Below are 24,346 nucleotides of genomic sequence, written 5' to 3' on the forward strand. Positions count from 1 at the left end.
CATCACCGCGTTCCGGCGGCGCAGCCAGAACGCGGTGATGCTGGTAGTCGTGGTTCTCAGTTGGCGGTTGCGGTCACCCGGGCGACGGCGGCCCGCTTGCGGCGGCGTGGCCGCAGCACGACCCACTCGACGAACAGCAGGTGCCCGACGAAGGCCGCCCACAGGCCGGCGACCGCGCCCTCGACGATCACCAGGCGGTCCTGGCCGGCGTAGGTCGCCGGCAGCAGCCACGTGGTCAGGGCGATGGCGATCGGCTGGGTGAGCCGGACCGTGATCGTCGACGTGGTCATCGCGACGTTGCGGTACATCCAACGCTTGTGGTCCTCGAACCGGTGCTGGACGCCGGCCACGAAGCCGGCCACCGTGGTGATCGCCCACAGCGTGGCCATGGCCAGGAAGCCGTAGCGCAGGCCCTGCCCGAAGGTGGTCATGATGGCCACCGGGAAGGCGAGGATGCCGGACGGGATGACGCCGGCGAAGTAGTAGACCCAGCCGATCTTGCGGTGCACCTGCGGGTGGTTCTCCCGCAGCCACGGCCACACCTGCGTCCAGGCCAGCATGACCGCGACCGTGCCGGTGAGCACGTGGATGGCCAGGATCGGGTAGTGCCACGGGTATTCCGGTCGGATGCTGGCCACCGTCAGCGACGGGTCGAAGGTGATGAAGCGGCCGCCGCCGTAGATGCCGAAGCCCACGCAGTACAGCGCGAACGGCAGCACCCACCACTGCCGGGCCCAGGCGCTCCTGGACGGTGGTGTCGGCGGGCGGACCCCGCTGCCGGTCTTCTCCCTGGTGATCGTCATCGCGGCCCTCCAGCCGGGGTTCTGTTGCCTGTCACGAGTGATCGCAGGTCGACCGACTCGTCGGCCAGGTGGCCGGCCCGCACCGGCAGGCCGCGCTCGATCAGCCGGCGGGCGGCCTTCATCTCCGACGGGCGGTTGACCGCCACCGCGCCCACGCATTTGCCGTCCACGAGGGCGAATGCGGCGAAGGACTCGCCGCCGAGCTCGCCGCGCAGCACGACCTCGCCCCGGAACTCGCCGACGACCTCCAGGTGCCAGCCGTAGCGGTCGGACCAGAAGCGCGACACCGGCCGCACCGGCTCAGGCGCGCCGATGATCGCCGCGGCGGCGGCTTTTCCTTCGTGCAGCGCCGATTCCCAGTGCTCCACGTTGGGCAGCGGGCCGTCTGGTCCGGTGGGGCGGGCGGCGTCGCCGGCGGCGAAGATCCGGGGGTGCTCGCTCCGCTGGGCGCTGTCGACCAACACGCCGCGATTGACGGCCACACCGGCCGACGCGGCCAGCGAGTCGTCGGAGACGATGCCGACCCCGACCACCACCACGTCACAGTCGACGGTTTCGTTGCTGTCGGACAGATGCAGCCTGATCGCGCCGCCGAGATCCTCGACCGAGGCCACCGCGCCGACCAGCACCCGCACACCGTTGGCCCGATGCTGGCTGTGCAGCAGGTCGGCGATCTCCGCGCCCACAACGTGCTCCAACGGCAGCGGCGCCGGGTCGATCAACGTCGCCTGGCAGCCCAGGACAGTCGCGCTGGCCGCCACCTCGGCGCCGATCAGGCCCGCGCCGATGACGCCGAGCCTCACTCCCGGTGCGAGACGGTCTTTCAAGGCCACGGCATCGTCCAGTGAACGCAGCACGGTGATCGCCGGGTGATCGCCGCCGGGCACGGGCAGCGGCCGGGGCCGCCCGCCGGTGGCGAGCAGAATCGCATCCACGGCAACGGTTCCGTGGACCAGCTCGATCCGGCCCTCGTCCGGGCGGATCGCCGTGACCGGTGTGCCCAGCCGGAGGTCGATGTCCTTCGCCGCATACCATTCGGCCTTGCGTAGGACTATCTCGTCCGCGGTCTGCTTGCCCAGCAACAGGTCCTTGCTCAGCGGCGGCCGGTCGTAGGGCAGGTGCGGCTCGGCCCCGAACAGCGTCAGCCGGCCGTCGTAGCCCAGTTCGCGCAGCTGTTCACAAGCGCTGACCCCGGCCAGACCAGCGCCGACAACGGCGACGTGACGAGGTAACTCAGGCCGGTTCATGGCCGCTGCCGTCGGTCAGCTGGGACTCATCGGGCAGCAGGAAGACAATGCGGCCCAACACATCCACGCGATGCGCCACCGTGTCGGTGACCGCGGGCAGGCCCAGCGCCTCGCCCGTGCGCAGGCAGAAAGCGCCGCTGTGCAAAGGACATTCCACCTGCCCGTCCTCCACCCAGCCCTCGGCCAGCGACGCGCTGGCGTGCGTGCAGGTGTCGTTGAGGGCGAAGTACTCGCCGTTGTCGTTGAACACCGTGATGTCGTCGGCGGTGCCGGCCTGCTCACGCGGGACCCGGACGGCCTCGCCGTCCTGGAGCTCGTCCACGGAGCAGACCGGGATTGCATGGTCGATTCCTCGTGTCATGTCAGGTCCCCCGGGGTCCTTGGGGCGGCGGCCCGGCTCCGCGGAGCCGGGCCGTGCGTGCGGATGTCCTTGCCCGGTCTCACTTGCTGGGTAGCTTGGGCGGGTCGCCGGCCCACGGGCCGACACCGCCGATCTCCTCGACGTGGATCCGGGTGACGTAGCCCGGGTGCACCTTCAGCTCGGCCGGCGGGATCTCCGCCCCCGGCGCGATGTAGATGTTGGCCAGCTTGCGGATCAGGTCGAACGCGCCGCCCTTGACGACCTCGCCCCGCCCGGTCACGGTCAGGTACTGGCGCAGGCCGCTGCCGTGGAACTGCAGGCTCTCCACGGACAGCGCGACCCTGGCGTCCCGCATCAGGTTCTTCGTCTTGCGGTAGTTGAACATCGAGGCGAAGAAGATGTCGCCGTCGTCGATGCCGACCCAGACGCAGGTGACGTGCGGGCTGCCGTCCTCGTTCAGGGTCACCACGTGGCCGAGCGGGCCGCCCTCGATCAGGTCCACTGCCGTCGGCGGCAGCCGCAGGCCGGTTGACTCCGTCATGTCTGCCTCTCAGTCAAGGTATTCGACGATGTCCGCGATCTGCCCGTCGCGGATCAGATACGCGTAGTGCAGCAACACGTCGTCGCCGGTCTTCGAGACGAAGTGGTAGTCCTGCTGCAAACGGAAACCGTCCCAGTGCGAGCCGATTACGGTGTACCGAGCGGAGGTCTTGATGACCGCCGGAATGATCAGTCGGGTCATGATGTCGTCCCGGCCGGCGAACAGGTTGCCGACGCTGTCCCATTTCGCGTCCGTGGCGATCAGCGCGGCGATGCCGGCCGGGTCGAGCGCGTTCGAACGGTTGATGAAACGCGCCTCGACCGAACGGGCCTGCCGCTCGGCCGACGACTGCCACCACTGGTTCGCGGTCACCGTCTCCGGCGCGGCCGCGGCCTGGCTCAGCGAGCTGGGGAGCAGGAAGGCGGCGGCCGCGAGCGCGACGGCGGCAGCCCCGTACTTCACGGAAATCCGCATCACAAAGGCCTTTCGCAGGTGATTGCGTTCTGGCAGCCATCATGCGATCGGGTGATCGCGGCGACCAGCAGCCCGCGCGGACTTAGTGACGTGGCCGATCCTGGTACTTCCAATACCAGTATTGCGCCGTACTGTTGAGTTCCAGGCTACGGACATAACGTCGACCTGCCACGGGTGTGCGTTCTCCCCACTCCGGCGGGACTCGTCGGTTCCGTTGACGCGCCGAGAGCGTTCTGTTCGCCGCGGTGTCGCGTCTTGGCCATGTGTTTTCCAGTTGTGAGGAGTGTCCCCTTGACCACGCAATCCGAGAGGAAGGTCGACGCCGACGTCTCGACGTCGACACCGACCCGGTCCCAGTGGCTGGCCCTGCTCGTGATCGCCGGTGCGCTCATCCTCGATGTCAGCAGCCTGGCGGTCATCAACGCGGCGCTGCCCGCCATCGGATCCGACTTCAGGATCACCGGTTCCACGCTTCAGTGGACGATGACCTCGTACGCGGTCATCTTCGCCGGCTGCCTGTTGTTCGGCGGCCGCGCCGCCGACGTGCTCGGCCGGCGGCGGATCTTCTGCGTCGGCATCGCGCTGGTGACCTTCGCGGCGCTGGCCGGCGCGCTGGCGCCGAGCGTGTACCTGGTCATCGCCGCGCGGGCCGTGCAGGGCATCGGCGCCGCGCTGTCCGGCCCGGCGGCGCTCGCGCTGCTGACCGAGGTGTTCCCCGAGGGCCCGGCCCGCAACAAGGCGATGGGCGTGTACGGCGCGGTCGGCGCCGCCAGCTTCAGCGGCGGCATGGTCGTCGGCGGCATCCTCACCCAGTGGGCCACCTGGCGCTCGGTGTTCGTGTTCTCCTTCGTCTGCGGCATCGTCGTGCTGGTGCTGGGCCGGATGGCGCTGCCGGCCAGCCGTCGCAGCGACCGCCCGCTGGACGTTCCGGGCGCGGTGCTGGTGACGTTGGGCCTCGGCCTGATCGTGTTCGGCCTGAGCAGCGGCGGCGACCTGGGCTGGGCCCAGCCCGTGACCGTCGGCTCGCTGGTCGGCGCGGTGCTCCTGCTCACGGCGTTCGTGTTGTGGGAGAACAGGACCGCGGAGCCGCTGCTGCCGCTGGGCATGTTCCGCAGCCTACCCGTCCGCGCCGGCGCGCTGGCCGCGTTCCTGCACTACGCGGCGGTCATCGCGCTGCTGTTCTTCGCCCCGCTGTACATGCAGGAGAACCTGGGCTACACGCCGCTGGAATCGGGTCTGGCCATCGTGCCCATGGGGCTGGCGGTGATCTTCGTGTCCAGCTGGACCGGGCGGAACCTGGCCAAGTACGGCCAGCGCGTGTTCCTGGTGTGGGGCACGCCGCTGATCGGACTGGGCATCCTGACCTGGGTGCTGGCCGGCGACAACGCCAGCTACTGGGCGCTGCTGCCCGGCATTCTGCTGATGAGCGTCGGCGAGGGCACCACCTTCCCCGCGCTGACGGCCGCTTCGCTGACGGATGTGCCGCAGCACCAGCATGGTGTGGCCAGCGCAGTCAACGTGACCGCGCAGCAGGTCGGTTCCAGCATCGGCGTCGCCGGTCTGGTCGCCGTCGCCTCGGCCTTCGCCACCTCGCCGCAGCCGGCCGGTCAGCTTGCCGGCTATCACGCGGCGTACTGGGCGGCCTTCATCCTGACCGTGGTCGGCGCCGTCGCGCTGGCGGTGCTGATGCGCCGGCACGGCCGCAAGGCCGCCGACACCCCTGTTCTGGACTAGGAGCTGTCATGCCCAAATCGACGACTGTGGGCCGGCTGGCCGTGATCGGCACCGGCAAGATCGGCCAGGCCGCCGGAAAGCTGTGGCTGCACGCCGGATACGAGGTCGTGTTCGGCTCCCGCAACCCGGCCGGCGCCGCCGCCTTGGCCGAGCTGGGGGCCACCGTCGCCACTCCGGTGGAGGCCGCACGGGCCGCCGACGTCGTGTTGTTGGCCGTGCCCGGGGAGACCGTCGAGGAGCTGCTGCCCTCGTTGGCCGACGCGCTGGCCGGCAAGATCGTCATCGACGCCACCAACAAGATCGGCTTCGCCGAGGGCCGCTGGGTGTCCACTTTGGAGCCCGGACTGACCGAAGGACGCTGGATGGCCGGTCAGCTGCCCCGCAGCACGGTCGTCCGCGCGTTCAGCCACATTCCCGACGAGCTGCTCTGGCCCCGCGGCACCGAGCAGGCCCTGTACTGGGCGATGGCCATCGCCGGCGACGACCGGGCCGCCATGGCCACGCTGACGGGCCTGATCCACGACGCCGGCTGGGTCCCGGTCGACATCGGCGGCCTGGACGAGTCGGGGCACCTGGACCCGGGCGGTTCGGTCTTCCACCTGTTCTACACGGAGATCGAGATGCGCGAGGTCGTCGGCCTCACCGTGGCCGCCTGACCCCTCTTCACGTGAGTGGCTCATTTCGCCTTTTTCGCGACATGAGCCACTCACGTGCCGTTGCCGGTGAGCAGGTCCGGCAGCCTGGCCGTCACCGAGGACGCTCCCCCGGCCAGCGAGGTCACCATGCACGCCCCGATGATCAGCGTCATGATCGCCTGCGCGTCGCCGGCCGGCCGCCCCTCCTGCACCAGCAACTCCTCCAGCGAGGCCAGGCCCGGCGTGCCGAACTCCCGCCACAGGGCCGATTGCAGGTCGGGATGCTCGGCCAGCGAGGCCATCAGACCCGGCAGCGCCGCCCGCACCTCGGGGCGGTTGAACAGCTCCGAGGTGTAGGCGAAGGACCCGCGGATCCACTCCTCCGTGCTCGCCGAGGCCAGCACCGGCGTCGGCTCGTCCTGCCAGGCGAACACCGCCTCGAACACCAGGTGGGTCTTCGACGGCCACCGCCGGTACAGCGCCGGCCGGCCCACGTTCGCCCGCTCGGCGATCGCGACCATGGACAGCTTCTCCCAGCCGACCTCGACCAACAGCTCGCGCACGGCCCGCAGCGCCGCGTCGTCGATCGCTCGGTCGCGGGGCCGGCCCCGGCCGCGTTCGGACTGCTCCATTCTCGTCATTGTGAATAACGTAACACGCTGTTACGTTAATTGGGTGGTCCTCGACGGCAAGACAGTGATCGTGTCCGGGGTCGGAGCCGGCCTCGGCCGGCAGACCGCGCTCGCGGCGGCCCGGGACGGGGCGAACGTCGTCCTCGGCGCGCGAACGGAAGCCAATCTGAAGGCGGTGGCCGAGGAGATCGGTCCACGGGCGGCCTACGCCGCCACCAACATCACCTCGGCCGACGACTGCGAAGCGCTGGTCGCCGTGGCCATGACACGCTTCGGCGCGGTCGACGCCGTGATCCACGTGGCCGCACGGGACCGCGTGTTCGGCGGGCTCGAAGGCGCCGACCTCGACCTGTGGCGCAAGGTGATGGACGTCAACCTCATCGGCACCATGCGGCTGACCCAGGCCGCACTGCCCGCGCTGTCCGTGCGCGGCGGCTCGATCGTGATCATCGGAACCCAGGCCGCGTTCAGCCCCACGCTGCCGCAGGCCGCCTACGCCGCGTCCAAGGGCGCGCTGCACGCCGCGATGTTCTCGCTGGCCCAGGAGCTCGGGCCGCGCAAGATCCGGGTCAACTCGGTGGTGCCCGGCTGGATGCTGGGGCCGAACGTCGAGATGTACATCCAGTGGATCGCGGCCAGCCGCGGCGTGCCCGAGGACGAGGTCAAGGCCGAGCTGGCCGGCAAGGCCGCACTGAACGAGATCGCCTCGGACACCGACGTCGCCGAGGCGGCCGTGTTCTTCGCGTCCGACCGGGCCCGGATGCTGACCGGGCAGACGCTGTTCGTCAACGGTGGCGAGTACTTCCGCTGAGGGGAAACACCATGGCACACAAGGTGATCGTCTGGGGCACCGGCGTGGTCGGCAAGCTCGTCATCCGGGAGCTGCTCGACCATCCGGAGTTCGAGCTGGCCGCCGTGATCGTCCATGACCCGGCCAAGAACGGCGTCGACGCCGGGGTGCTGATCGGCGGCGCCCCCATCGGTGTCGTCGCCACCACCGACGTGCGGTCCGCATTGGACACCGAGGCCTCCGCCGTCGCCTATTTCGGTCCCACGGCCGAGTTCGCGCTGGAGAACATCCAGAACATGGCCCTGGCCCTGCGTTCCGGCAAGCACGTGGTGTCCACCGCCATGACTCCCTTGGTGTATCCCGACGTCTGCCCGCCCGAACTCCGGGCCGAGCTGGAGAAGGCCTGCGCCGAGTCCGGCAAGGCGTGCTTCACCACCGGCATCGACCCCGGCTTCGCCAACGACCTGTTTCCCTTGACCCTGTTGGGAGTCTGCGGCCGGGTCGACAGCGTGCGGATCCAGGAGCTCGTCGACTACGACAGCTACGCCGGCGACTACAGCAAGGTCATGGGCTTCGGCCTGCCGGTCTCCGCCCAGGCCGTGCTGGAGATCCCCCAGGTCCTCATCTTCGCCTGGGGCCACACCATTCCCATGATCGCCGAGGCCGTCGGGGTCAAGCTCGACCGCATCGACACCGTCTACGAGAAGTGGGCCGCCCCCGCCGACATCCCTTACCAGCACGGAGTCATCGAGGCCGGCGCCTGCGCCGCCGTCCGCTTCGAGATCCGCGGCTGGGTCGGCGGCGAGCCCCGCATCGTCATCGAGCACGTCAACCGCATCACCAACCAGACCGCCCCCGACTGGCCCCGCGCCGCCTCCGTCGAGAACGACGCCTACCGCATCATCATCAAGGGCAGCCCCGAGATCACCCAGGAAACCGCCTTCCGCCACGAGGTCGACGCCGACCCCGTCAGCGGCGGCTGTCTGGCCACCGGCATGCGCGCCGTCAACGCCATCCCCTACCTCTCCGACCTCCCGCCCCGCCTGGTCTCCGCCCTCGACCTACCCCTCATCCCGGGCCGCGGCGTCATCCGCCAGAGCTGACCGCTGTCAACGGCCGTTCTCCCACCGGGCGGCCGTCCATGCCCGTTCGAACTCGCCTCGATCGATCCCCTGCTCGGGCAGGCTCGGGTCGAAGAGGTCCATGGCGGCCGGGTCAGCATGCCTTGGGGCACACCCGATATCCACGCGCTTTCGGTTCGATCCCGGGGCAGAATCCCGTGGTGACCGCCTGTCTGATCATCGTCTGCGGGCTGCCCGGCAGCGGCAAGACCACCCACTCACGCCGCCTCGCCGCGCAGCGCCGTGGTGTCCGGCTCTGCCCCGACGAGTGGATGTCCGCGCTCGACGTGAACCTGTGGGACAGCGCCATGCGCGATCGGGTCGAAGGTCTCCAGTGGTCGCTGGCCCAGGACATGCTCCGCGCCGGCGTCACGGTCGTCATCGAATGGGGCACCTGGTCACGGGCCGAACGGGACACCCTACGCAGCGGGGCGCGGGCCCTTGGGGCCTCGGTCGAGCTGGTGTACCTGGACGTGCCGGTGTACGAGCTGTGGCGGCGCATCCAGGCCCGCGATCACGAGGATCCGCCGATCACGCGGGCCGATCTCGACGCCTGGAGCCGTGTGTTCGAGCGACCGGACGAAGCGGAGGCACGGCTCTACGACGCCTAGTCCAGCACCGAGCGGACGGCCTCTTCGGTGCGGCCGACCACGGCCGGTCCGTCGTCGGCGGTGATGATGGGGCGCTGGATGAGGATGGGGTGCTCGGCCAGGGCGGTGATCCACTGAGCGCGGGTGGCGTCGGTCCGTTCCCACGTCTTGAGATCGAGGTCCTTGGCGACGGCCTCGGCGGTGCGGGCGATGTCCCACGGCTCCAGGCCGAGGCGGTCGAGCACGGCGACGAGCTCGGCCTCGGTCGGCGGGTCGTCGAGGTAGCGGCGCACGGTGTAGGAGGCGCCGGCCTCGTCCAGGATCGACAGCGCCGACCGGCACTTGGAGCACGCGGGGTTGATCCAGATTTCCACGACGGCAGCTTACGGCTGGTAGCTTCGAGGCCGTGTTCCCAGTAGGCGCCGAGGCGACGATCGAGCAGCTCACGGCCGACCCGCACCCGCTACTGGCCCGGCTGCGAGCGGCGGAGCCGGTGTCCTGGCTGCCGGCGTTGAACGGCTGGCTGGTGACGCGGCACGACCTGGCCCTGCAGGTGATGAAGGACGCGGCGACGTTCACGGTGGACGACCCGAGGTTCTCGACGGCGCAGGTGGTCGGCCCGTCGATGCTGTCCCTGGACGCCGACGAGCACGCCCGGCACCGGACGCCGTTCTCCCGGCAGTTCCGGCCCCGTGAGATCGAGGATCGGTTCGGCGACTTCGTCCGGGCGGAATGCGCCCGGCTGGTGGACGGATTCGTCGCCACGGGACGCGCCGAGTTGCGGCGGGCGCTGGCCGGTCCGCTGGCGGTGGCGGTGGTGGCCGACGCGCTGGGCCTGGATGCCACCGACGCGAAACGGGTGCTGGCCTGGTACGACGCGATCGTGTCCACAGTGGCCGAGATCTCCGCCGGCCACGAGCCGGATCCCGGTGGCGCGCAGGCGTTCGGCGAGCTGCGGGCGCACATCGAGGGTTCGACGGCCAAGCCCTCGCTGCTGGCCGACGCGGCGCGGGCGCTGGCCCTGCCGGAGGTGGTGTCGAATGCGGCGGTCCTGATGTTCGGCGGCATCGAGACCACCGAGGGCATGATCGCCAACCTGGTGCTGCACCTGCTGACCAATCCGTCCCAATTGGACGTCGTCCGGGCCGATCCGGCACGGATTCCCGACGCCGTCGAAGAATCGCTGCGCATGGAGCCGGCCGCGGCGGTGGTGGACCGGTACGCGACGCGGGACGTGGAGCTGGCCGGGGCGTCGATCGCCCGCGGCGATCTCGTCACGGTGTCGCTGACCGCGGCCAACCGGGATCCGGCGGTGTTCGACAACCCGGACGAATTCGACCTGGGGCGGCCGAATCTCCGCCACCAGCTGGCATTCGCCCGCGGACCCCACTTCTGCCTCGGCATCGACCTCGCCCGGCTGGAGACGCGCGTCGCCGTCGAAGCGGTGCTGGACCGGCTCCCCGGACTGGCGCTGACCGACCCGGCCACGCCGGCGGGCCTGGTGTTCCGCAAGCCCGACGGCGTGCACGTGCGCTGGGACGCCCCGTGACGCCCGAGGAGGTGGCCGCGTACGCGCTGCAATTCCCGCAGGCCACCGAGGAGAACCCCTTCGGGCCGGGGCTGGACGTGTACAAGGTCGAGGGCAAGGTGTTCGCCATCCTCGCGCCCGGCGGCCCATCGGTGTCGCTGAAGTGCGACCCCAGCCTGGCCATGCACCTGCGGCAGCAGTTCGAGGCGGTGACACCGGGCTACCACCTGAACAAGAAGCACTGGAACACCGTGCGACTGGACGGCGACGTGCCGCACGACCAGATCGAAGAGATGATCGAGCACTCCTACGAGCGAGTCGTCGCCGGCCTGCCCAAGATGGTCCGGCTACGCCTTCGGTAGCCGGCTCGGCACCATCCGCACCGACCGCAGGATGCGCTCGGGAATCTCCTCGCCGCGGGCCATCGACACGGTCAGGCCCCACGCCATCAGAAAACCCAGCAGCCCCAACGCAAGTCCCGACACCCCGAGCACCAGGCCGACCAGCCACATCACGGTGCGCAGCGGGCTGATCAGCATCAGGATCGGCGTGGTCACCAGCGCGGCGACGACGTAGCCGGCCGAACCGGCCTGGTCCATCTTCATCACCACGTGCAGCAGGCGGTGTCTGCGGGTCATGGCGCTCGCCTCCTCTTCCGTCACCGACGACGCTAGGCGTGCCGGCGCGGCAAGGCGATTACCCGTGACGTAAGGGCCTACCGGTTGCGCCACAACCAGATGACGTCCCGACCGAAGGACCACACCAGCGAGGCCAGCGCGACGCCCACCACCGCAACGGATGCGGCGGCCGGCAGCAGGCCGGAGGCGGCGACCACGAGCAGGATGCCCTGCGCGGCGGCGACGGTCTTGCGGGCGAAGCTCGGCGGCAGCGCGCCCTTCAACCACGGCGCGACCCAACTGGCGGCGACGAAGGCGTACCGCATGCCGCCGATGATCAGCACCCACGGACCCAACAGCGCGGCGACGAACACACTGAGCACCAGGATCAGGAAGGCGTCAACCTCCATGTCGAACCGCGCCCCGACGGCGGTAGCGGTTCCGGTGCGACGGGCGACGTGGCCGTCGACACCGTCCAGGATCAGCGCGACCACGGACAGCGCCACGATGGCGGCCGTCGCGGGTCCGTGCATGAGGCCGTCGGCCACCAGCGCGGTGACGCCGCCGACCAGCGTGGCCCGGAACAGGGTGACCCAGTTGGCCTGGCCGAACGTCCTGGCCCGCGACCGGCGCAGAGCGTAACCGAGGGTTGCGCACGTCACGACCGCGCACGCGGTGCCGGCGGCCAGCGCGCTCGGGCCGATCCGCAGCGCCGCCCACAACAGCGTCAGCAGCACCAGCTGCGCACCCAGCCCAGCGACCACACCGGGTGTCGCCGTCGATACGTGCCGAATCTGAGTGGTCACCACGCCTCCCACCGTCCTCTCACCTCGGTCAGAACACGTCCGCTGTGATAGAAGGGTTCAAATGGACCTGACCGCACACGCGTTCTGGCTGCTACGCCCGGGTGAGGGCGAGATCCGTCCGATGCAGCTGACCCCGCCCGGCCCCGGCGAGGTGCTGGTCAGAACGCTGTTCTCCGGCGTGAGCCGCGGCACCGAGACCCTGGTGTTCCGGGGCGGCGTGCCCGACAGCCAGCACGCCCTCATGCGCGCCCCGTTCCAGGACGGCGACTTCCCCGCCCCGGTCAAGTACGGCTACCTCAACGTCGGCGTCGTCGAGGCGGGCGAGCCGGACCTGGTCGGGAGGACGGTGTTCTGCCTCTACCCGCACCAGACACGGTACGTCGTGCCGGCCTCGGCGGTGACCGTTGTGCCGGATTCCGTGCCGTCCGAGCGCGCGATCATGGCCGGCACCGTCGAGACGGCGGTCAACGCCGTGTGGGACGCCGCTCCCCTGCTCGGCGACCGGATCGCGGTCATCGGCGCCGGCATGGTCGGCAGCTCGGTCGCCGCGGTGCTGGCCAAGTTCCCCGGTGTGCGGGTCCAGCTCGTGGACGTCGACGCCTCACGGGCGACGGTGGCCTCGGCGCTGGGCGTGGAGTTCGTGTCGCCGGAGGAGGCGGCCGACGGCTGCGACCTGGTCGTGCACGCCAGCGCCACCTCAGCGGGCCTGACCCGGGCGCTGGAGCTGCTCACGCCGGAGGGCACCGTCGTCGAGCTGTCCTGGTACGGCGACAAGCAGGTCAGCGTCCCGCTCGGGGAGTTCTTCCACTCCCGGCGGCTGGTCGTGCGCAGCAGCCAGGTCGGGGTCATTCCGCAGGCTCGGCGCGGTCGGCACACCTACGCCAGCCGGCTCGCGCTGTCCCTCGACCTGCTGGCCGACCCGGTCTTCGACGCCCTGATCACCGGCTCCAGCGACTTCGCCGACCTGCCGTCGGTCATGCCACAGCTGGCCGACGGCCGGCTGCCGGCGCTGTGTCACCGGATCGTCTACCCCTCAGGAGGATGACCTTGTTCAGCATCACCGTCCGTGACCACATCATGGTGGCCCACAGCTTCAAGGGCGAGGTGTTCGGACCGGCCCAGCGGCTGCACGGGGCGACGTTCGTGGTCGACGCGACGTTCAAGCGGGCCGAGCTGGACGACGACAACATCGTGGTCGACATCGGCCTGGCCGGCCAGCAGCTGGGCGAGCTGCTCGGCGAGCTGAACTACCGCAACCTCGACGAGGAGCCTGCCTTCGCCGGCATCAACACCTCGACCGAGTACCTGGCCAAGGTCATCGCCGACCGGCTGGCCGACCGGGTCAAGGCCGGCGCGCTCGGCCCGTCGGCCAGCGGGCTGTCCGGCATCGCCGTCGCACTGCACGAGTCGCACAACGCCTGGGCCAGTTACGAGCGTTCACTGTGACTTTGCCTGTGAACTCGGTTCACACGGTTTTTCCCGCGCAGGTCGCCGACGTTACCGCCCCCAGCGGCGGCAACGTCTACGACCGCCGGGTGAGCAGCGGTCTGTCGTCACTCGGCTGGAATGTCGACGAGATTCTCGTCGGCGGCGACTGGCCGCGACCCGACGCGGCGGCGCGGGCGGAGTTGCGGACCGCGCTCGACAATCTCGATTCCGGCGAAGTCGTGCTTGTCGACGGTCTGGTCGCGTGCGGCGTTCCGGAGATAGTCGTGCCGGCGGCCCGCCGGCTGCGCGTCGCCGTGCTGGTCCACCTCCGACTGGCGGCCGAGACCGGCCTGTCGGACGAGGTTCGCGAAGATCTCGACCGTCGCGAACGAGAAGTGCTGCACGCCGCCCACGCGGTCGTCGCTACCAGTTCGTGGGCCGCCCGTGAACTGGCGCAACACCACAAGTTGCCTGTGAACCGAGTTCACAGCGTCGATCCCGGTGTCGACCGCGCACCGCTGGCCCGCGGCACGGACGGCGCGTCACGACTGCTCTGCGTCGCATCGGTGACCCCGCGCAAAGGTCACGACCTGCTGCTCGACGCATTGCTCACGATCGACGATCTCGACTGGCATCTCGTCTGCGTCGGCGCGTTGCACCACGCGCCGGACCATGTGACGCAGTTGAGAAGTCGGGTGAAATCGAGCAATGCGTGCGAAAAGGTCGAGTTCGTCGGCCCACGGCACGGCGACGAACTGGAGCAGAGCTACGACGCCGCCGACCTGTTCGTGCTCGCTTCCCGCGCGGAGACGTACGGGATGGTCGTCACCGAGGCGCTTGCCCGCGGCATCCCCGTTCTTGCGACGAATGTCGACCCACTTCCGTCGACCGTCGGCCTGGCGCCGGACGGCAGCGTGCCCGGCCTGTTGGTCCCCCCGGCCGAGCTGGCGACTGCTCTGCGTAGCTGGCTGACGGAGTCCGGCCTGCGCCGGCGGCTCCGAGCGGCGGCCCGTGACCGTCGTGGCATGCTGACCGGATGGGCGGAAACCTCGAACAGCCTGGCCAGAGTGTTGACGCAGGTGACGCGGAGTTCACTCCCGAGTGGCTGACCCTGCGTGAGCCCGTCGACGCGGCGGCCCGGTCCGGTGCGCTCGTCGACCGGCTGGTCCGGCATTTCGCCGGCCGGGACCGGCTCGTCATCCGCGATCTGGGCTGCGGAACCGGCTCGCTGGGCCGCTGGCTGAGCCCGCTGCTGCCGAATCCGCAGCACTGGATCATGCAGGACCGTGAACCAGATCTGCTCAGGCACGTGTATATGGATGTGACCTCCACAGCTCCTGTCACGGTCGAGACCCGGCTGGGTGATCTCGGCGGCGTCACCGCCGCCGACCTCGCCGGCACCTCGCTGGTGACCGCATCCGCCCTGCTCGACATCCTCACCACCGAGGAGGTCGACCGACTCGCCGCCGCCTGCGTCGACGCCGGTGTGCCCGCGCTGTTCACGCTGTCCGTGCTCGGCGAGGTCGACCTTTCCCCCGCCGACCCGCTCGACGCCGAGATCTCCGCCGCGTTCAACGACCACCAGCGTCGCGTCCAGGACGGTCGGCGGCTGCTCGGTCCGGACGCTCCGGCCGCGATCGTCGAGTCGTTCCGCCGGCGTGGCGCCGACGTGCAGGTCGCGCAGAGCCCGTGGCAGCTCGGCACGGAGAACTCCGACCTGACCGCCGAGTGGCTGCGGGGCTGGGTGGGCGCCGCCGTCGAGCAGCGTCCGGAGCTGGCCGCCGAGGCCGCGAGCTACCTGCGTCAGCGGCTCGACGCGATCGGGGCCGGCCGGCTGAGCGGGACGGTCGGACACGTCGACGTGCTGGCGGTGCCGGCATGATGCGCGCGATCCTGCCCTGGCTGAAGATCGTCGTCGGGGTGGCCATCATCGGGGTCCTGTTCTGGCGGCTGGGCACCGGGGCCTTTGTGGACGGTCTCCGCGAGATCAACCTGTGGGGCGTCGTCGCCGCGCTCGGCATCGGCTTCCTCACCACGCTGTTCAGCGCCTGGCGCTGGTGCATCGTCGCCGACCGACTGGGCCTGAAGCTGTCGCTGCGTGCCGCGGTCGCCGACTACTACCGCGCACTGTTCATCAACGCCGTGCTGCCCGGCGGTGTGCTCGGCGACGTGCACCGCGCCGTGCAGAACGGTCATGACACCGGCGACGTCGGCCGTGGCGTGCGGGCCGTCGTGCTGGAGCGGACCGGTGGTCAGCTGGCGATCCTCGCCGTCGGCGTCGGCGTGCTGCTCACCGATCCCACCCTGATCGCCCAGGTCATCGGCGACATCGTGCCCGCACCGGCCGCGATCGTCATCGGCGTGCTGGCCGTGATCGCGGCGGCCGTGGTGCTCGCGACGTCCTCCCGCCTGCCCCGTTGGCGCGAGGCCGTGGCCCGGACGCTGATCGACATCCGTCGCAGCCTGTTGAGCCCGCATTCGTGGCCGGCCATCGTGTTGCTGTCCGCCGCCACGCTGGCCGGACACCTCACTCTGTTCATCGTCGCCGCGCGGTCGGCCGGTTCCACCGCCTCCGTCGGCCAGTTGCTGCCGCTGCTGGTGCTGGCCCTGATCGCCATGGGCCTGCCGATCAACGTCGGCGGATGGGGCCCGCGCGAGGGTGTCGCCGCGCTCGCCTTCGCCGCAGCCGGCCTCGGTGCGACACAGGGCGTCACCACCGCCGTCGTCTACGGCGTGCTGACGATGATCTCGGCCCTGCCCGGCGCCGCCGTGCTCGTGCTCCGGCGTGTGCACCGTCCGACCGCCCCCGTCGAGCAGGCCGTGCCGGAGCCGGTCATGGCTCGCGCTGAGCCGATCGTCCGCCGGAAGGTGCAGCCGCAGGCCGCCTGAGTGGGCAGTCCGGATCTCACGAACAGGTGGACCGAGGTGGCAGCGGTTCACAACTTCATCTGCGATCCTGTGCCGGTGACCGAGTACGCCTACGACCGGACCCGAAACGTCCTGCTGGCGGTGTGGAGCGTCGGCATCGGCAACGTCGCGGAGACGGTCGTGGCCTTCGGTGACGACCTACCCGGTCCCGAGTACGGCCTGCAGCTCGGCTATGAGCTGACCCAGCTGTCCAAGCACCTGTGGCGCACCTACACCCACCCGCTGACCGAGGCCGTCGACCTGCCGGACGAGGCGTTGAGCCGGGCCCGCAACCAGTTGGCGATCGACCTGGTCGCCGGGGCGCTGCGGGATCCGCACCTGCCGGTCGGCGACCAGGTGCAGGTCTGTGAGAGCGAGGTGTTGGAGGCCGGCCACCAGGTGGGCCGGATCCTGCACCGGATCGGCGACCGCGACGTCACCGAGCAGGCCGTCTGCGACGCGGAGGCGGAGATCGACGCCCTGCGGCGGGCCGCCCTCGGCGACCTGACCGACCGGGCCAACCAGGCGGTGGTGCTGACCAGGTCGGATCCGCAGCCGCAGCAGGTGGCCGCCGCGCACGCGTACCTCGAGAAGGACCCGATGGGGCCGCCCGAGCTGTACACGAAGATCGACGCCACCTCGGCCGCCGTCGCCGCCGTGCACTGGCTGGACGCCGCCCTGATGATCGCCTCCCGGGCCGCCAGCGGCAATCTGTCCGACACGCCGCCGACGTGCCGACACAAGCATGTGGACCATCTGGCCGACGAGCTGCCGGTGATGGTCGTGCAGCGCCTCGACCGGGGCGAGTTACCGCGGGACGTCGTGATGACGCTGGTCAAGGAGGGCATGCCGGCGCGGGCACTGCTGGAGCAGCTGCTGGTCGGCATCCACAACGCCTGCCAGCTCTACGGCGAGTGGAACAAAACCGTGCCGCCCGACCAGATCAGTGACACATTTCGCGCGCGGACGAGGAGAATGGCCGTCGACGGACGAGACCGCATCCTGTAGCCGTGGAGGACCCCCGTGGTGACCATTGTGGACGTCGCGCGGGCGGCCGGCGTCGCACCGAGCACGGTGTCGTACGTGATCAGCGGCAAGAGACGCATCTCCCCCACGACTCGGCGGCGGGTCGAGCAGTGCATCCGTGACCTGGGCTATCACCCCAACGCCGGCGCCCGGGCCCTGGCCAGCAACCGCACCAACGTCCTCGCCCTGGCCGTGCCGCTGCGCCCCGACCTCAACCTCTCAGTGATCATGCAGTTCGTGTCCTCGGTCGTCACCGCCGCCCGCGAGCACGACCTGGACCTCTTATTGCTGACCAAGGACGACGGTCCCGCCGAGCTGCGCCGGGTGGCGTCCTCCTCCATCGCCGACGCCCTCATCGTCATGGACATCGAGTCCGTCGACGGCCGCGTTCCCCTGCTGTCCGCGCTGGACCGGCCGGCCGTGCTCATCGGGCTGCCCGAGCAACACGCCGGTCTCAGTTGCGTCGACCTCGACTTCGCCGCCGCCGGCTCGACCTGCGTGCACCACCTCGCCGACCTCGGCCACCGGGACATCGCCCTGATCGGTCCGTCGCCCGAGGTCTACCGCCGGGGCACCAGCTTCGCCGGGCGCTTCCGCCATGGCTTCGACTCCGCCGCCGCCGAGCGCCGCGTGTACGCCACCGTGCATCCCTGCGGTCACTCCTACGACGCCGCCATGGCCTGTCTCGATCAGGTCCTCGCTGCTCAGCGCCCCGTCACCGGCCTCGTCGTGCACAACGAGGCCGTGCTCCCCGACATCCTCACCGGCCTCGCCGCCCGTGGCCTCCGCGTGCCCGCCGACATTTCCGTCGTCGCCGTCTGCCCCGACAACATGGCCGACAGTGGCGCCATCCCCCTCACCTCCGTCGCCATCCCCGCCCCCGAGGTCGGCGCCCTCGCCGTGCGGATGACCATCCGCCAGCTCGCCGGCCCGCCTCAGCCCGAGGTCCACCTCTTGCCGCCGCGCCTCACCGTGCGCCACAGCACCACCGCCGCCCCAGCAGTCGCCGCGACGAACTCCTGACACCCGCTCCGCCTCCCGCCGCCCAACCGGCCGCCGCAGTCCTCCCCCGCCGCCGCGCTCCTCGACTCCACCGCGCTCCTCGCTCACCGCCAGACTCCTCGCCGGGCGCCTGACTCCTCAACTTCGCCAAAGTTCTCGACTTCGCCGAACTTCTGGTTTTCGCCCGAACTCCGCAACTCGACGAACTTCACATTTTCGCGCGAACTTCTCGTGTGCGGCGATGTGCTCGATTGCGACGGTCTCGTCCGATGCGGCGGCCTGATCCCACGCGGCGGCCTGCCCGTGTGCGGCGGTCTGGTCAGGCCGGGCGGTCTGCGCGGGTGCGGCTGGCCGAGTTGTCGGCCGGCGCGATCGAGAAGTTCGTCGACATGTCCGGCGGCGGGATCCAACGGGCGGCCCGGGGTGGGCGGGTTCCCCGACGAGGCAAGATCGGGGCATGGCGGACGTGAGCAGGATTCGGCTCGTGGCGGTGTACGCGGGGGCGACGATCGGGCCGTTGGCCGGTGGGCTGGTCGCGCCGATACTGCCGGAGCTGAGCGAGTCGCTGCACACGTCCGTGACGGAGGTGGCGAGCTCGGTGACGGTGTACTTCATCCCGTTCGCGCTACTGCAGCTGGTGTCGGGGACGCTGGGTGAGCGCTGGGGGCTGCGCAGGACGGTCCGAACGGCGTATCTGGTGTTCGTGGTGGCGTCGCTGGGGTGCATGCTGGCGCCGAACCTGGGCCTGTTCCTGGCGGGGAGGGCGGTGCTGGGGGCGGCGAACGCGTTCACGTCGCCGCTGCTGCTGGCGAGCCTGGGCGACCTGGTGCCGAAAGAGCGGCTGGGCCGCGCGGTGGGGATGTACGCGAGCTGCATGTCGGGCGGGCAGTCGTTCTCGCCGCTGATCGGCGGGCTGGCGGCGGGAGTGGACTGGCGGCTGGGGTTCGCGGTGGTGGCGGCGGTGTCAACGGCGCTGGCGTTCGTGCCGCCGCTGGGAGAGCCGAGGCCAGGGGCGCAGGCGCCGCCGTGGCGGCCGTTGCTGAGCGTGAAGATGGGCCTGCTGTCGATCAGCGCCCTGGTGTCGTTCCTCGGCGGCGCCGGACTGCCGTTCCTGGTGGCGTTGTACACGCACGACTTCCTCGGGGCGTCGCCGGAGATGGCGGGGGTGGCGCTGGTGGGCTTCGGCCTCGCCGGCCTGGCGCTGGGACCGATATGGGGCACGGTCTGTGACCGCATCGGCGGTCGCAGGGCGGGGGTGATCGGCGCGGTGGCGGGAACCGGCCTGGTGGCGGCCATCGGCCTGACCGGCGCGATGTGGTCGCTGGCGGCGTGTTGGACCGTGGCCGGGGCGGCGTCCTCGCTGCTGACGGTGTCGTTGCAGAACCTGACGATGACGGCCGTGCCGGGCAATCGGGCGGGGGCGGTGTCGGTGGTGTCGGGATTCCGCTTCGCCGGCAGCGCACTGGCCCCGGCGGCATGGCTTCCCTTGTACCACAACAGCTCCATCACCGCCTTCGTGATCGCTGGGAGCAGTCAGCTGATCGCGGCGGCCGCGCTGCTCGGCCTGGGTGGACGCGCCACGGCGGAATCAGCGGGTTAGGCTGCGCGGGTGGCCGACATGACCCTGCCGCGGTACGGGGAACGCTCGCTGTGCGAGGTGACGCCGTCGCTGCTCGCGGCGATGGGGATGCCGGGCTTCGACAACGTGCTGGGCGTGGAGCGGGCGGTGGCGGCGTGCCTGCTGGTGGTGGACGGGCTCGGCTGGGAGCTGCTGAGCGCGCACGCGGAGGATGCGCCGTTCCTGAGTGGGCAAGCGGCGGCGAAAGAACCGGTAACGGCGGGATTTCCGAGCACCACGGCGACAAGCGTGGCGTCGTTCGGCACGGGGATGACCTCGGGGCAGCACGGGATCGTGGGCTACAGCTTTGCGGCGCCGGATCTGCTGTATGCGCTGCCGTGGCGGGTGGACGGAGTGGACGCACGGGAAAGGCTGGTGCCGGAGGAGATCCAGCCGCTGCCGACGCTGTTCGAGCGGGCGGAGACCGAAACCACGATCGCGGCGCCGATGCTGCAACGCGGCTCGGGGCTGACGAGGAGCGCACTGCGCGGCGGGACGTTCGAGCCGGTGTTCGCGCTGGGCGACCTGACGGCGAAGATCCTGGCCAACAAAGGGTTCTGCTACGCCTACCACGGAGATCTGGACACCGTGGGCCATGTGTACGGCCCGGGATCGAAGGCCTGGCGGTGGCAGCTCAACCATGTCGACCAACTGGTTGAAGCGGTCGTCGCCGCACTGCCCAAGGGCGCCCTCCTGGCCGTCACGGCGGATCACGGCATGGTGCGCATGACATCCACAGTGGATTTCGACACGGAACCGGCGCTACAGCAAGGGGTACGCCTGCTCGGCGGCGAACCCCGGGCACGGCACGTCTACACCGAGCCGGGTGCCGCCGAAGACGTCCTCAAGGCATGGCAGGACGTCCTGCGCGACAGGGCATGGGTCGTCGGCAAGGAGCAGGCGATCGACGAAGGCTGGTTCGGACCGGTGTCCGATCACGTGTGGCCGAGGATCGGCGACGTCATCGCGGCGGCCCAGGGCGAAATCGGCGTTGTCCGCACCACCAAGGAAAAGTTCGAGTCGGGCTTCACGGGCGTGCACGGATCGCTGACACCGGCCGAGATGCGGGTGCCGTTCCTGACGTTCGTCGGCGGCTAGCCGGCGTAGAGCTTGCGCAGCTCGAACTTCTGCACCTTGCCGGTGGCGGTGCGGGGCAGGCTGTCGACGACGACGAGCGCAGTGGGCTTCTTGAACGAGGCCAACCGCTCCCGGCAGTGCTCGACGATGTCCTCCAGCGTCGGCGGGTCGGCCGGGTCGACGGCGGTGACGACGGCGAGCGGAGTCTGCACCCACTTCTCGTGACGGGTGCCGATCACGGCCACGTCGGCGACCTTGGGATGGCTGTCGATGACCGCCTCGACCTCGGCGCAGTAGATGTTCTCGCCGCCGGAGATGATCATGTCCTTCTTGCGGTCGACCACCCAGACGAAGCCGTCCTCGTCGGCCCGGCACAGGTCGCCGGAGTGGAACCAGCCGCCGGCGAACGCCTCGGCGGTGGCCTCGGGCTTGCCCCAGTAGCCGGGCGTGATCACCGGCCCGCGGTAGACGATCTCGCCGACCTCGCCCGGTTTCACGTCCCGCATCTCGTCGTCGACGATGCGCACCTCGATGCCGGGGATCGGGGTGCCGACCGATCCACGCTTGCGCACGGCGTCCTCGGCCCGCAGCAGGCACACTGTGGCGCACGTCTCGGTCTGCCCGAACGCGGTGAACGCGTTGGCGTCGGGGAAGGTGTCGGCCAGGGCCTGCAAGGTGGACGGCGTCGCCGGGGACGCGCCCCAGGTTATGTTGCTGAGCACCAGGTTCCGCTGCTTGACGCCGGGCACCGCGCAGATCGCCTGCCACTGGCTCGGCACGAAGAAGGTGTGCGTGACCTGTTCCCGTTCCAGCAGGTCCACGACGTCCGACGGGTCGAAGCCGACGCCGGAGTAGATGACGATCCGGTCGCCGCCCAGCAGCCGGCCCAGCGCGGTGCCCATGCCGGCGATGTGGAACATCGGCACGCCGAGCAGCACGACCTCGCCGTCCGGGCATTTGCCGCCGGCGGCGATGCGTTGCAGCATCAGGGCCATGTAGAGGTTCCGGTGCGTGAGCACCGCGCCCTTGGGCCGGCCGGTGGTGCCGGAGGTGTACATGATGAACGCCGGATCCTGTTCCGGCACAACGATGTCCAGCGAGTCGTCGGGCTCGCCGGCCATGACGGCGTCGAAGTCGGCGATCCGCAGCGTCGGGCAGTCCACTTCGGACAGGGCGGCCTCGGCCAGCGGCGCGGTCAGGTCGTCGACGATCAGCAGGCCGGCCGTGCAGTCGTGCAGGATGTAGGCGACCTCGCCCGGCGCCAGCCGGAAGTTGACCGGCACGACGATGGCGCCGAGCCGCAGGATGGCGTAGAAGGCCTCGGCGGTCTCGATGTGGTTGGTGGCCAGCACCGCCACCCGGTCGCCGGCGTGCACCCCTCGTTCACGCAACGCCCGGGCCAGCCGGTTGACGCGGCCGTCCAGCTCGGTGTAGGTGCGCCGCACCTCGTCGAGCTGGAGCGCCACCCGGTCCGGGAAGGTCCTGGCGGCGCGGGCGAGCTGGTTGCCCAGCGCCATGCTGCCGGCCGCGGCGGCGGCCGCGACGTCCGGGTGCGATGCTGCGATCATCGTCCACACTCCTTGTGTGCCAGGCCATCCGACGCTACCCAGGCAACACGGGCGTTGACAACAGCAACCGGCCGATTTACGCCGAGAGGCGGCGCAGCGCCCAGCGGGGCGGCGGCCAGGCCGTCGGGTCGCCGTCGGTGGTCCACTCGGTGATCGACGCCGGCGCGACGACCACGTCGAAGTCGCGCAGCAGCGGCTGGTTGCCGAACACGGCGAAGGACGCGCCGACGGTTTCGGTGTGGCCGACGGCGATCACGGTCTCGAGCCGGTGCCGCGCCACGAGTTCGAGCAACGTGCGGCTGACGCGGACGACAAGCTCCGCCCACGTCTCGTTGCCGGCCTGGAACGGCCGGAACACGCCGCCGCCCTCGATCCCCAGCCGTTGCTGGAATTCGGCGGAGGTCAGGCCGTTGGCTTCGGAGGGTGTGTGCCAGGTGCACAGACCGCAGTCCTGCACCGCCTCGACGCCCAGCCGCGAGGCGATCACCGCCGCCGTCTCGATCGCCCGCACCTCCGTGGACGAATAGACGGCAACGGTCCCGAGTTCCTCAGCCGCCAGGAGCTCGGCCACCGCCGCGGCCTGATCTCGGCCGGCCGGCGTGAGGCCTTCCGGGCCGCGCAGGGTGTGGTCGGATTCGCCGTGCCGGATCAGCAGCAGCCGGGCCATGTCAGATACTCCATTGTGGACTGCCGATAATACCGTTGACGGCGACACCGGGGCTGCGGCACGGTGTCCACACCGACCGAACGAGGGAGTCCACGATGTCACGCCAGCTGCTTCTGTAGACGGCTCTCGACGATCGTCGCGAGCCGCCACCTCGTTGTGGCGGCTTTTTTGTTGCTGTGCATGCGGCTCTGACCCAACTGGCAGAGGTATCGGGTCGAGGGCCCGATTGTTCGGGGTTCGAGTCCCCGGGGCCGCACGCCCTCGTGGCCCAACTGGCAGAGGCACCGGATTCAGGATCCGGAGGTTCCAGGTTCGACTCCTGGCGAGGGCACAGTGTCAATCGGGTCACGACGGCCACGCAGCCAGCGCGAGTTCGGCGGTGCCGGCCAGCTCCGCCGTCGTGGCCCCGTCCCGGGCCCGCTGCGACATTCCCTGGATCACCGCGGCGAAATAGGCCGCCAGCGCACGGGGATCGGCCGTCGACGGCAGTTCGCCCGCACGCCGGGCCTCGCCCAGCCGGTCGGCCAGGGCGCGCAGGTTCTGGTCGCGACGCTCACGCAGGAACTTCTCGATCTCGACGTCCTGCGCGGCGATGTTGGTGGCCGCGCTGATCACCAGGCAGCCGGCCGGATGGCCCGGATCGGCGTAGACGGCGGCGGCCTCCCGCAGGATGCGGGCGATCGCGCCTCGGGCGGTCGGCTCCTCGGCCAGTGCGATGCCGGCGAACGCGCCGGCGGGCGAGCGCTGGTACGCCTCGACGACCTCATGGAACAACGACATCTTGTCGCCGAACGCCGCGTACAGGCTGCCGGGCCGAATGCCCATCGCCGCGGTCAGGTCGCCGATGGAGGTGGCCTGGTAGCCCCGCTCCCAGAACAGCGCGGTCGCCGCCGCCACCGCGGCGTCGCGGTCGAACTCGCGCGGTCGTCCCCGCCTGGCCTCGCTCACGTGACCATTCTAGAGCGATCGTTCAAGAAGGTGCTACGGTACTTCTTGAACGATCGATCAACAAATGGGGGAAACATGACCACGACCGCGAACACCGGGCAGCTGGACGGCAAGGTCGCGCTGGTCACCGGGGGCAGCCGGGGTATCGGGCGGGCGATCGCGCTGCGGCTGGCCCGTGACGGGGCGACGGTGGCCGTCGGCTACGCGCGGGAGGAATCGACGGCGC

Annotated in this window: 29 protein-coding genes and 2 tRNA genes; 19 read left to right on the forward strand and 12 right to left on the reverse strand. The window is 70.4% G+C overall.

Annotated elements, in window-relative coordinates:
• Positions 1–56: 56 nt before the first annotated feature.
• The 5 genes from KUTG_RS53570 to KUTG_RS17780 all read right to left on the reverse strand — a co-directional run bounded on the left by KUTG_RS53570 (position 57) and on the right by KUTG_RS17780 (position 3,426).
• On the reverse strand, positions 57–803 hold the full coding sequence (locus tag KUTG_RS53570; protein WP_052394815.1) for a DUF2306 domain-containing protein: 747 nt from the start codon (positions 801–803) through the stop codon (positions 57–59).
• On the reverse strand, positions 800–2,050 hold the full coding sequence (locus KUTG_RS17765; RefSeq protein ID WP_043718253.1) for an NAD(P)/FAD-dependent oxidoreductase: 1,251 nt from the start codon (positions 2,048–2,050) through the stop codon (positions 800–802). The genes KUTG_RS53570 and KUTG_RS17765 overlap by 4 nt, the downstream gene beginning before the upstream one ends.
• Positions 2,037–2,411 carry a bifunctional 3-phenylpropionate/cinnamic acid dioxygenase ferredoxin subunit gene (locus KUTG_RS17770; protein ID WP_052394817.1) on the reverse strand — a complete coding sequence of 125 codons (375 nt, stop codon included), beginning with the start codon at positions 2,409–2,411 and terminating at the stop codon, positions 2,037–2,039. The genes KUTG_RS17765 and KUTG_RS17770 overlap by 14 nt, the downstream gene beginning before the upstream one ends.
• Positions 2,412–2,490: 79 nt before the next feature.
• Positions 2,491–2,952 carry a pyridoxamine 5'-phosphate oxidase family protein gene (locus KUTG_RS17775; protein ID WP_084579440.1) on the reverse strand — a complete coding sequence of 154 codons (462 nt, stop codon included), beginning with the start codon at positions 2,950–2,952 and terminating at the stop codon, positions 2,491–2,493.
• A 9-nt stretch (positions 2,953–2,961) separates the two neighbouring features.
• Positions 2,962–3,426 carry a nuclear transport factor 2-like protein gene (locus tag KUTG_RS17780; protein ID WP_157494603.1) on the reverse strand — a complete coding sequence of 155 codons (465 nt, stop codon included), beginning with the start codon at positions 3,424–3,426 and terminating at the stop codon, positions 2,962–2,964.
• Between the two features lie 291 nt (positions 3,427–3,717).
• Between KUTG_RS17780 and KUTG_RS17785 the strand changes: the two genes are divergently transcribed.
• Positions 3,718–5,160, forward strand: coding sequence for an MFS transporter (locus tag KUTG_RS17785; protein WP_198047213.1), 1,443 nt, complete (start codon positions 3,718–3,720; stop codon positions 5,158–5,160).
• Between the two features lie 8 nt (positions 5,161–5,168).
• Positions 5,169–5,816, forward strand: coding sequence for an NADPH-dependent F420 reductase (locus tag KUTG_RS17790; protein WP_043718258.1), 648 nt, complete (start codon positions 5,169–5,171; stop codon positions 5,814–5,816).
• A gap of 50 nt (positions 5,817–5,866) precedes the next feature.
• On the opposite strand, the gene KUTG_RS17795 is transcribed toward KUTG_RS17790, so the two are convergent.
• Complete coding sequence (locus KUTG_RS17795) at positions 5,867–6,436, reverse strand: TetR/AcrR family transcriptional regulator (RefSeq protein ID WP_198047214.1); 570 nt, start codon at positions 6,434–6,436, stop codon at positions 5,867–5,869.
• Between the two features lie 34 nt (positions 6,437–6,470).
• Between KUTG_RS17795 and KUTG_RS17800 the strand changes: the two genes are divergently transcribed.
• The 3 genes from KUTG_RS17800 (at position 6,471) to KUTG_RS17810 (ending at position 8,949) form a co-directional block, all read left to right on the forward strand.
• Positions 6,471–7,238: an SDR family oxidoreductase gene (locus KUTG_RS17800; RefSeq protein WP_043718263.1), complete on the forward strand. Its 768-nt coding sequence runs from the start codon at positions 6,471–6,473 to the stop codon at positions 7,236–7,238.
• A gap of 11 nt (positions 7,239–7,249) precedes the next feature.
• Positions 7,250–8,320: an NAD(P)H-dependent amine dehydrogenase family protein gene (locus KUTG_RS17805; RefSeq protein ID WP_043718266.1), complete on the forward strand. Its 1,071-nt coding sequence runs from the start codon at positions 7,250–7,252 to the stop codon at positions 8,318–8,320.
• A gap of 179 nt (positions 8,321–8,499) precedes the next feature.
• Positions 8,500–8,949, forward strand: a complete 450-nt coding sequence (locus KUTG_RS17810) for a P-loop nucleotide/nucleoside kinase family protein (protein WP_043729744.1) — start codon at positions 8,500–8,502, stop codon at positions 8,947–8,949.
• On the opposite strand, the gene KUTG_RS17815 is transcribed toward KUTG_RS17810, so the two are convergent.
• Positions 8,946–9,302 carry an arsenate reductase family protein gene (locus KUTG_RS17815; RefSeq protein ID WP_043718269.1) on the reverse strand — a complete coding sequence of 119 codons (357 nt, stop codon included), beginning with the start codon at positions 9,300–9,302 and terminating at the stop codon, positions 8,946–8,948. The two genes, KUTG_RS17810 and KUTG_RS17815, sit on opposite strands and share 4 nt — an antisense overlap.
• 32 nt (positions 9,303–9,334) lie before the next feature.
• Between KUTG_RS17815 and KUTG_RS61380 the strand changes: the two genes are divergently transcribed.
• Together KUTG_RS61380 and KUTG_RS61385 are read left to right on the forward strand one after the other, a co-directional pair.
• On the forward strand, positions 9,335–10,477 hold the full coding sequence (locus KUTG_RS61380; RefSeq protein WP_043718272.1) for a cytochrome P450: 1,143 nt from the start codon (positions 9,335–9,337) through the stop codon (positions 10,475–10,477).
• The gene (locus KUTG_RS61385; RefSeq protein WP_043718275.1) at positions 10,474–10,818 is read left to right on the forward strand and encodes an MmcQ/YjbR family DNA-binding protein; all 345 of its coding nucleotides are present in this window, start codon (positions 10,474–10,476) and stop codon (positions 10,816–10,818) included. The genes KUTG_RS61380 and KUTG_RS61385 overlap by 4 nt, the downstream gene beginning before the upstream one ends.
• Here the strand turns inward: KUTG_RS61385 and KUTG_RS17830 are convergent.
• Together KUTG_RS17830 and KUTG_RS17835 are read right to left on the reverse strand one after the other, a co-directional pair.
• The gene (locus tag KUTG_RS17830) at positions 10,804–11,094 is read right to left on the reverse strand and encodes a hypothetical protein (protein WP_043718278.1); all 291 of its coding nucleotides are present in this window, start codon (positions 11,092–11,094) and stop codon (positions 10,804–10,806) included. The two genes, KUTG_RS61385 and KUTG_RS17830, sit on opposite strands and share 15 nt — an antisense overlap.
• 77 nt (positions 11,095–11,171) lie before the next feature.
• Entirely contained in the window at positions 11,172–11,879 is a 708-nt protein-coding gene (locus KUTG_RS17835; protein ID WP_052396610.1) for a CDP-alcohol phosphatidyltransferase family protein, read from the reverse strand.
• A gap of 61 nt (positions 11,880–11,940) precedes the next feature.
• On the opposite strand from KUTG_RS17835, the gene KUTG_RS17840 reads away from it, so the two are divergent.
• The 9 genes from KUTG_RS17840 to KUTG_RS17880 all read left to right on the forward strand — a co-directional run bounded on the left by KUTG_RS17840 (position 11,941) and on the right by KUTG_RS17880 (position 20,958).
• Complete coding sequence (locus KUTG_RS17840) at positions 11,941–12,924, forward strand: zinc-dependent alcohol dehydrogenase (RefSeq protein ID WP_043718280.1); 984 nt, start codon at positions 11,941–11,943, stop codon at positions 12,922–12,924.
• Between the two features lie 2 nt (positions 12,925–12,926).
• Entirely contained in the window at positions 12,927–13,325 is a 399-nt protein-coding gene (locus KUTG_RS17845) for a 6-pyruvoyl trahydropterin synthase family protein (protein WP_043729747.1), read from the forward strand.
• 8 nt (positions 13,326–13,333) lie between these two features.
• Positions 13,334–14,416 carry a glycosyltransferase family 4 protein gene (locus KUTG_RS17850; RefSeq protein WP_198047215.1) on the forward strand — a complete coding sequence of 361 codons (1,083 nt, stop codon included), beginning with the start codon at positions 13,334–13,336 and terminating at the stop codon, positions 14,414–14,416.
• Positions 14,344–15,189, forward strand: a complete 846-nt coding sequence (locus KUTG_RS17855; protein WP_043718283.1) for a hypothetical protein — start codon at positions 14,344–14,346, stop codon at positions 15,187–15,189. The genes KUTG_RS17850 and KUTG_RS17855 overlap by 73 nt, the downstream gene beginning before the upstream one ends.
• Positions 15,186–16,196, forward strand: coding sequence for a lysylphosphatidylglycerol synthase transmembrane domain-containing protein (locus KUTG_RS17860; RefSeq protein WP_232240843.1), 1,011 nt, complete (start codon positions 15,186–15,188; stop codon positions 16,194–16,196). The genes KUTG_RS17855 and KUTG_RS17860 overlap by 4 nt, the downstream gene beginning before the upstream one ends.
• 36 nt (positions 16,197–16,232) lie before the next feature.
• The gene (locus KUTG_RS17865; RefSeq protein WP_157494604.1) at positions 16,233–17,222 is read left to right on the forward strand and encodes a hypothetical protein; all 990 of its coding nucleotides are present in this window, start codon (positions 16,233–16,235) and stop codon (positions 17,220–17,222) included.
• 15 nt (positions 17,223–17,237) lie between these two features.
• Positions 17,238–18,263 (forward strand): LacI family DNA-binding transcriptional regulator, encoded by a 1,026-nt coding sequence (locus KUTG_RS17870; RefSeq protein ID WP_043718287.1) that lies wholly within the window; start codon positions 17,238–17,240, stop codon positions 18,261–18,263.
• Positions 18,264–18,699: 436 nt separating this feature from the next.
• Positions 18,700–19,842 (forward strand): MFS transporter, encoded by a 1,143-nt coding sequence (locus tag KUTG_RS17875; protein WP_043718289.1) that lies wholly within the window; start codon positions 18,700–18,702, stop codon positions 19,840–19,842.
• A gap of 18 nt (positions 19,843–19,860) precedes the next feature.
• Positions 19,861–20,958: an alkaline phosphatase family protein gene (locus tag KUTG_RS17880; protein WP_043729750.1), complete on the forward strand. Its 1,098-nt coding sequence runs from the start codon at positions 19,861–19,863 to the stop codon at positions 20,956–20,958.
• Here the strand turns inward: KUTG_RS17880 and KUTG_RS17885 are convergent.
• Positions 20,955–22,505 carry a long-chain-fatty-acid--CoA ligase gene (locus KUTG_RS17885; protein ID WP_052394824.1) on the reverse strand — a complete coding sequence of 517 codons (1,551 nt, stop codon included), beginning with the start codon at positions 22,503–22,505 and terminating at the stop codon, positions 20,955–20,957. The two genes, KUTG_RS17880 and KUTG_RS17885, sit on opposite strands and share 4 nt — an antisense overlap.
• A 76-nt stretch (positions 22,506–22,581) precedes the next feature.
• Positions 22,582–23,172 (reverse strand): histidine phosphatase family protein, encoded by a 591-nt coding sequence (locus KUTG_RS17890; RefSeq protein WP_043718290.1) that lies wholly within the window; start codon positions 23,170–23,172, stop codon positions 22,582–22,584.
• Positions 23,173–23,354: 182 nt separating this feature from the next.
• On the opposite strand from KUTG_RS17890, the gene KUTG_RS17895 reads away from it, so the two are divergent.
• Together KUTG_RS17895 and KUTG_RS17900 are read left to right on the forward strand one after the other, a co-directional pair.
• Positions 23,355–23,428, forward strand: a tRNA-Leu gene (locus KUTG_RS17895).
• Position 23,429: 1 nt separating this feature from the next.
• Positions 23,430–23,503: transfer RNA gene (locus KUTG_RS17900), tRNA-Leu, on the forward strand.
• 14 nt (positions 23,504–23,517) lie between these two features.
• Here KUTG_RS17900 and KUTG_RS17905 read toward each other — a convergent pair.
• Positions 23,518–24,120, reverse strand: coding sequence for a TetR/AcrR family transcriptional regulator (locus KUTG_RS17905; protein WP_043718293.1), 603 nt, complete (start codon positions 24,118–24,120; stop codon positions 23,518–23,520).
• 75 nt (positions 24,121–24,195) lie between these two features.
• Here KUTG_RS17905 and KUTG_RS56400 point away from each other — a divergent pair.
• Positions 24,196–24,346 (forward strand): SDR family NAD(P)-dependent oxidoreductase (locus tag KUTG_RS56400; RefSeq protein WP_157495572.1); only part of this gene is annotated, 151 nt, incomplete at its 3' end.

Source organism: Kutzneria sp. 744 (assembly GCF_000568255.1).
Taxonomy (GTDB): domain Bacteria; phylum Actinomycetota; class Actinomycetes; order Mycobacteriales; family Pseudonocardiaceae; genus Kutzneria.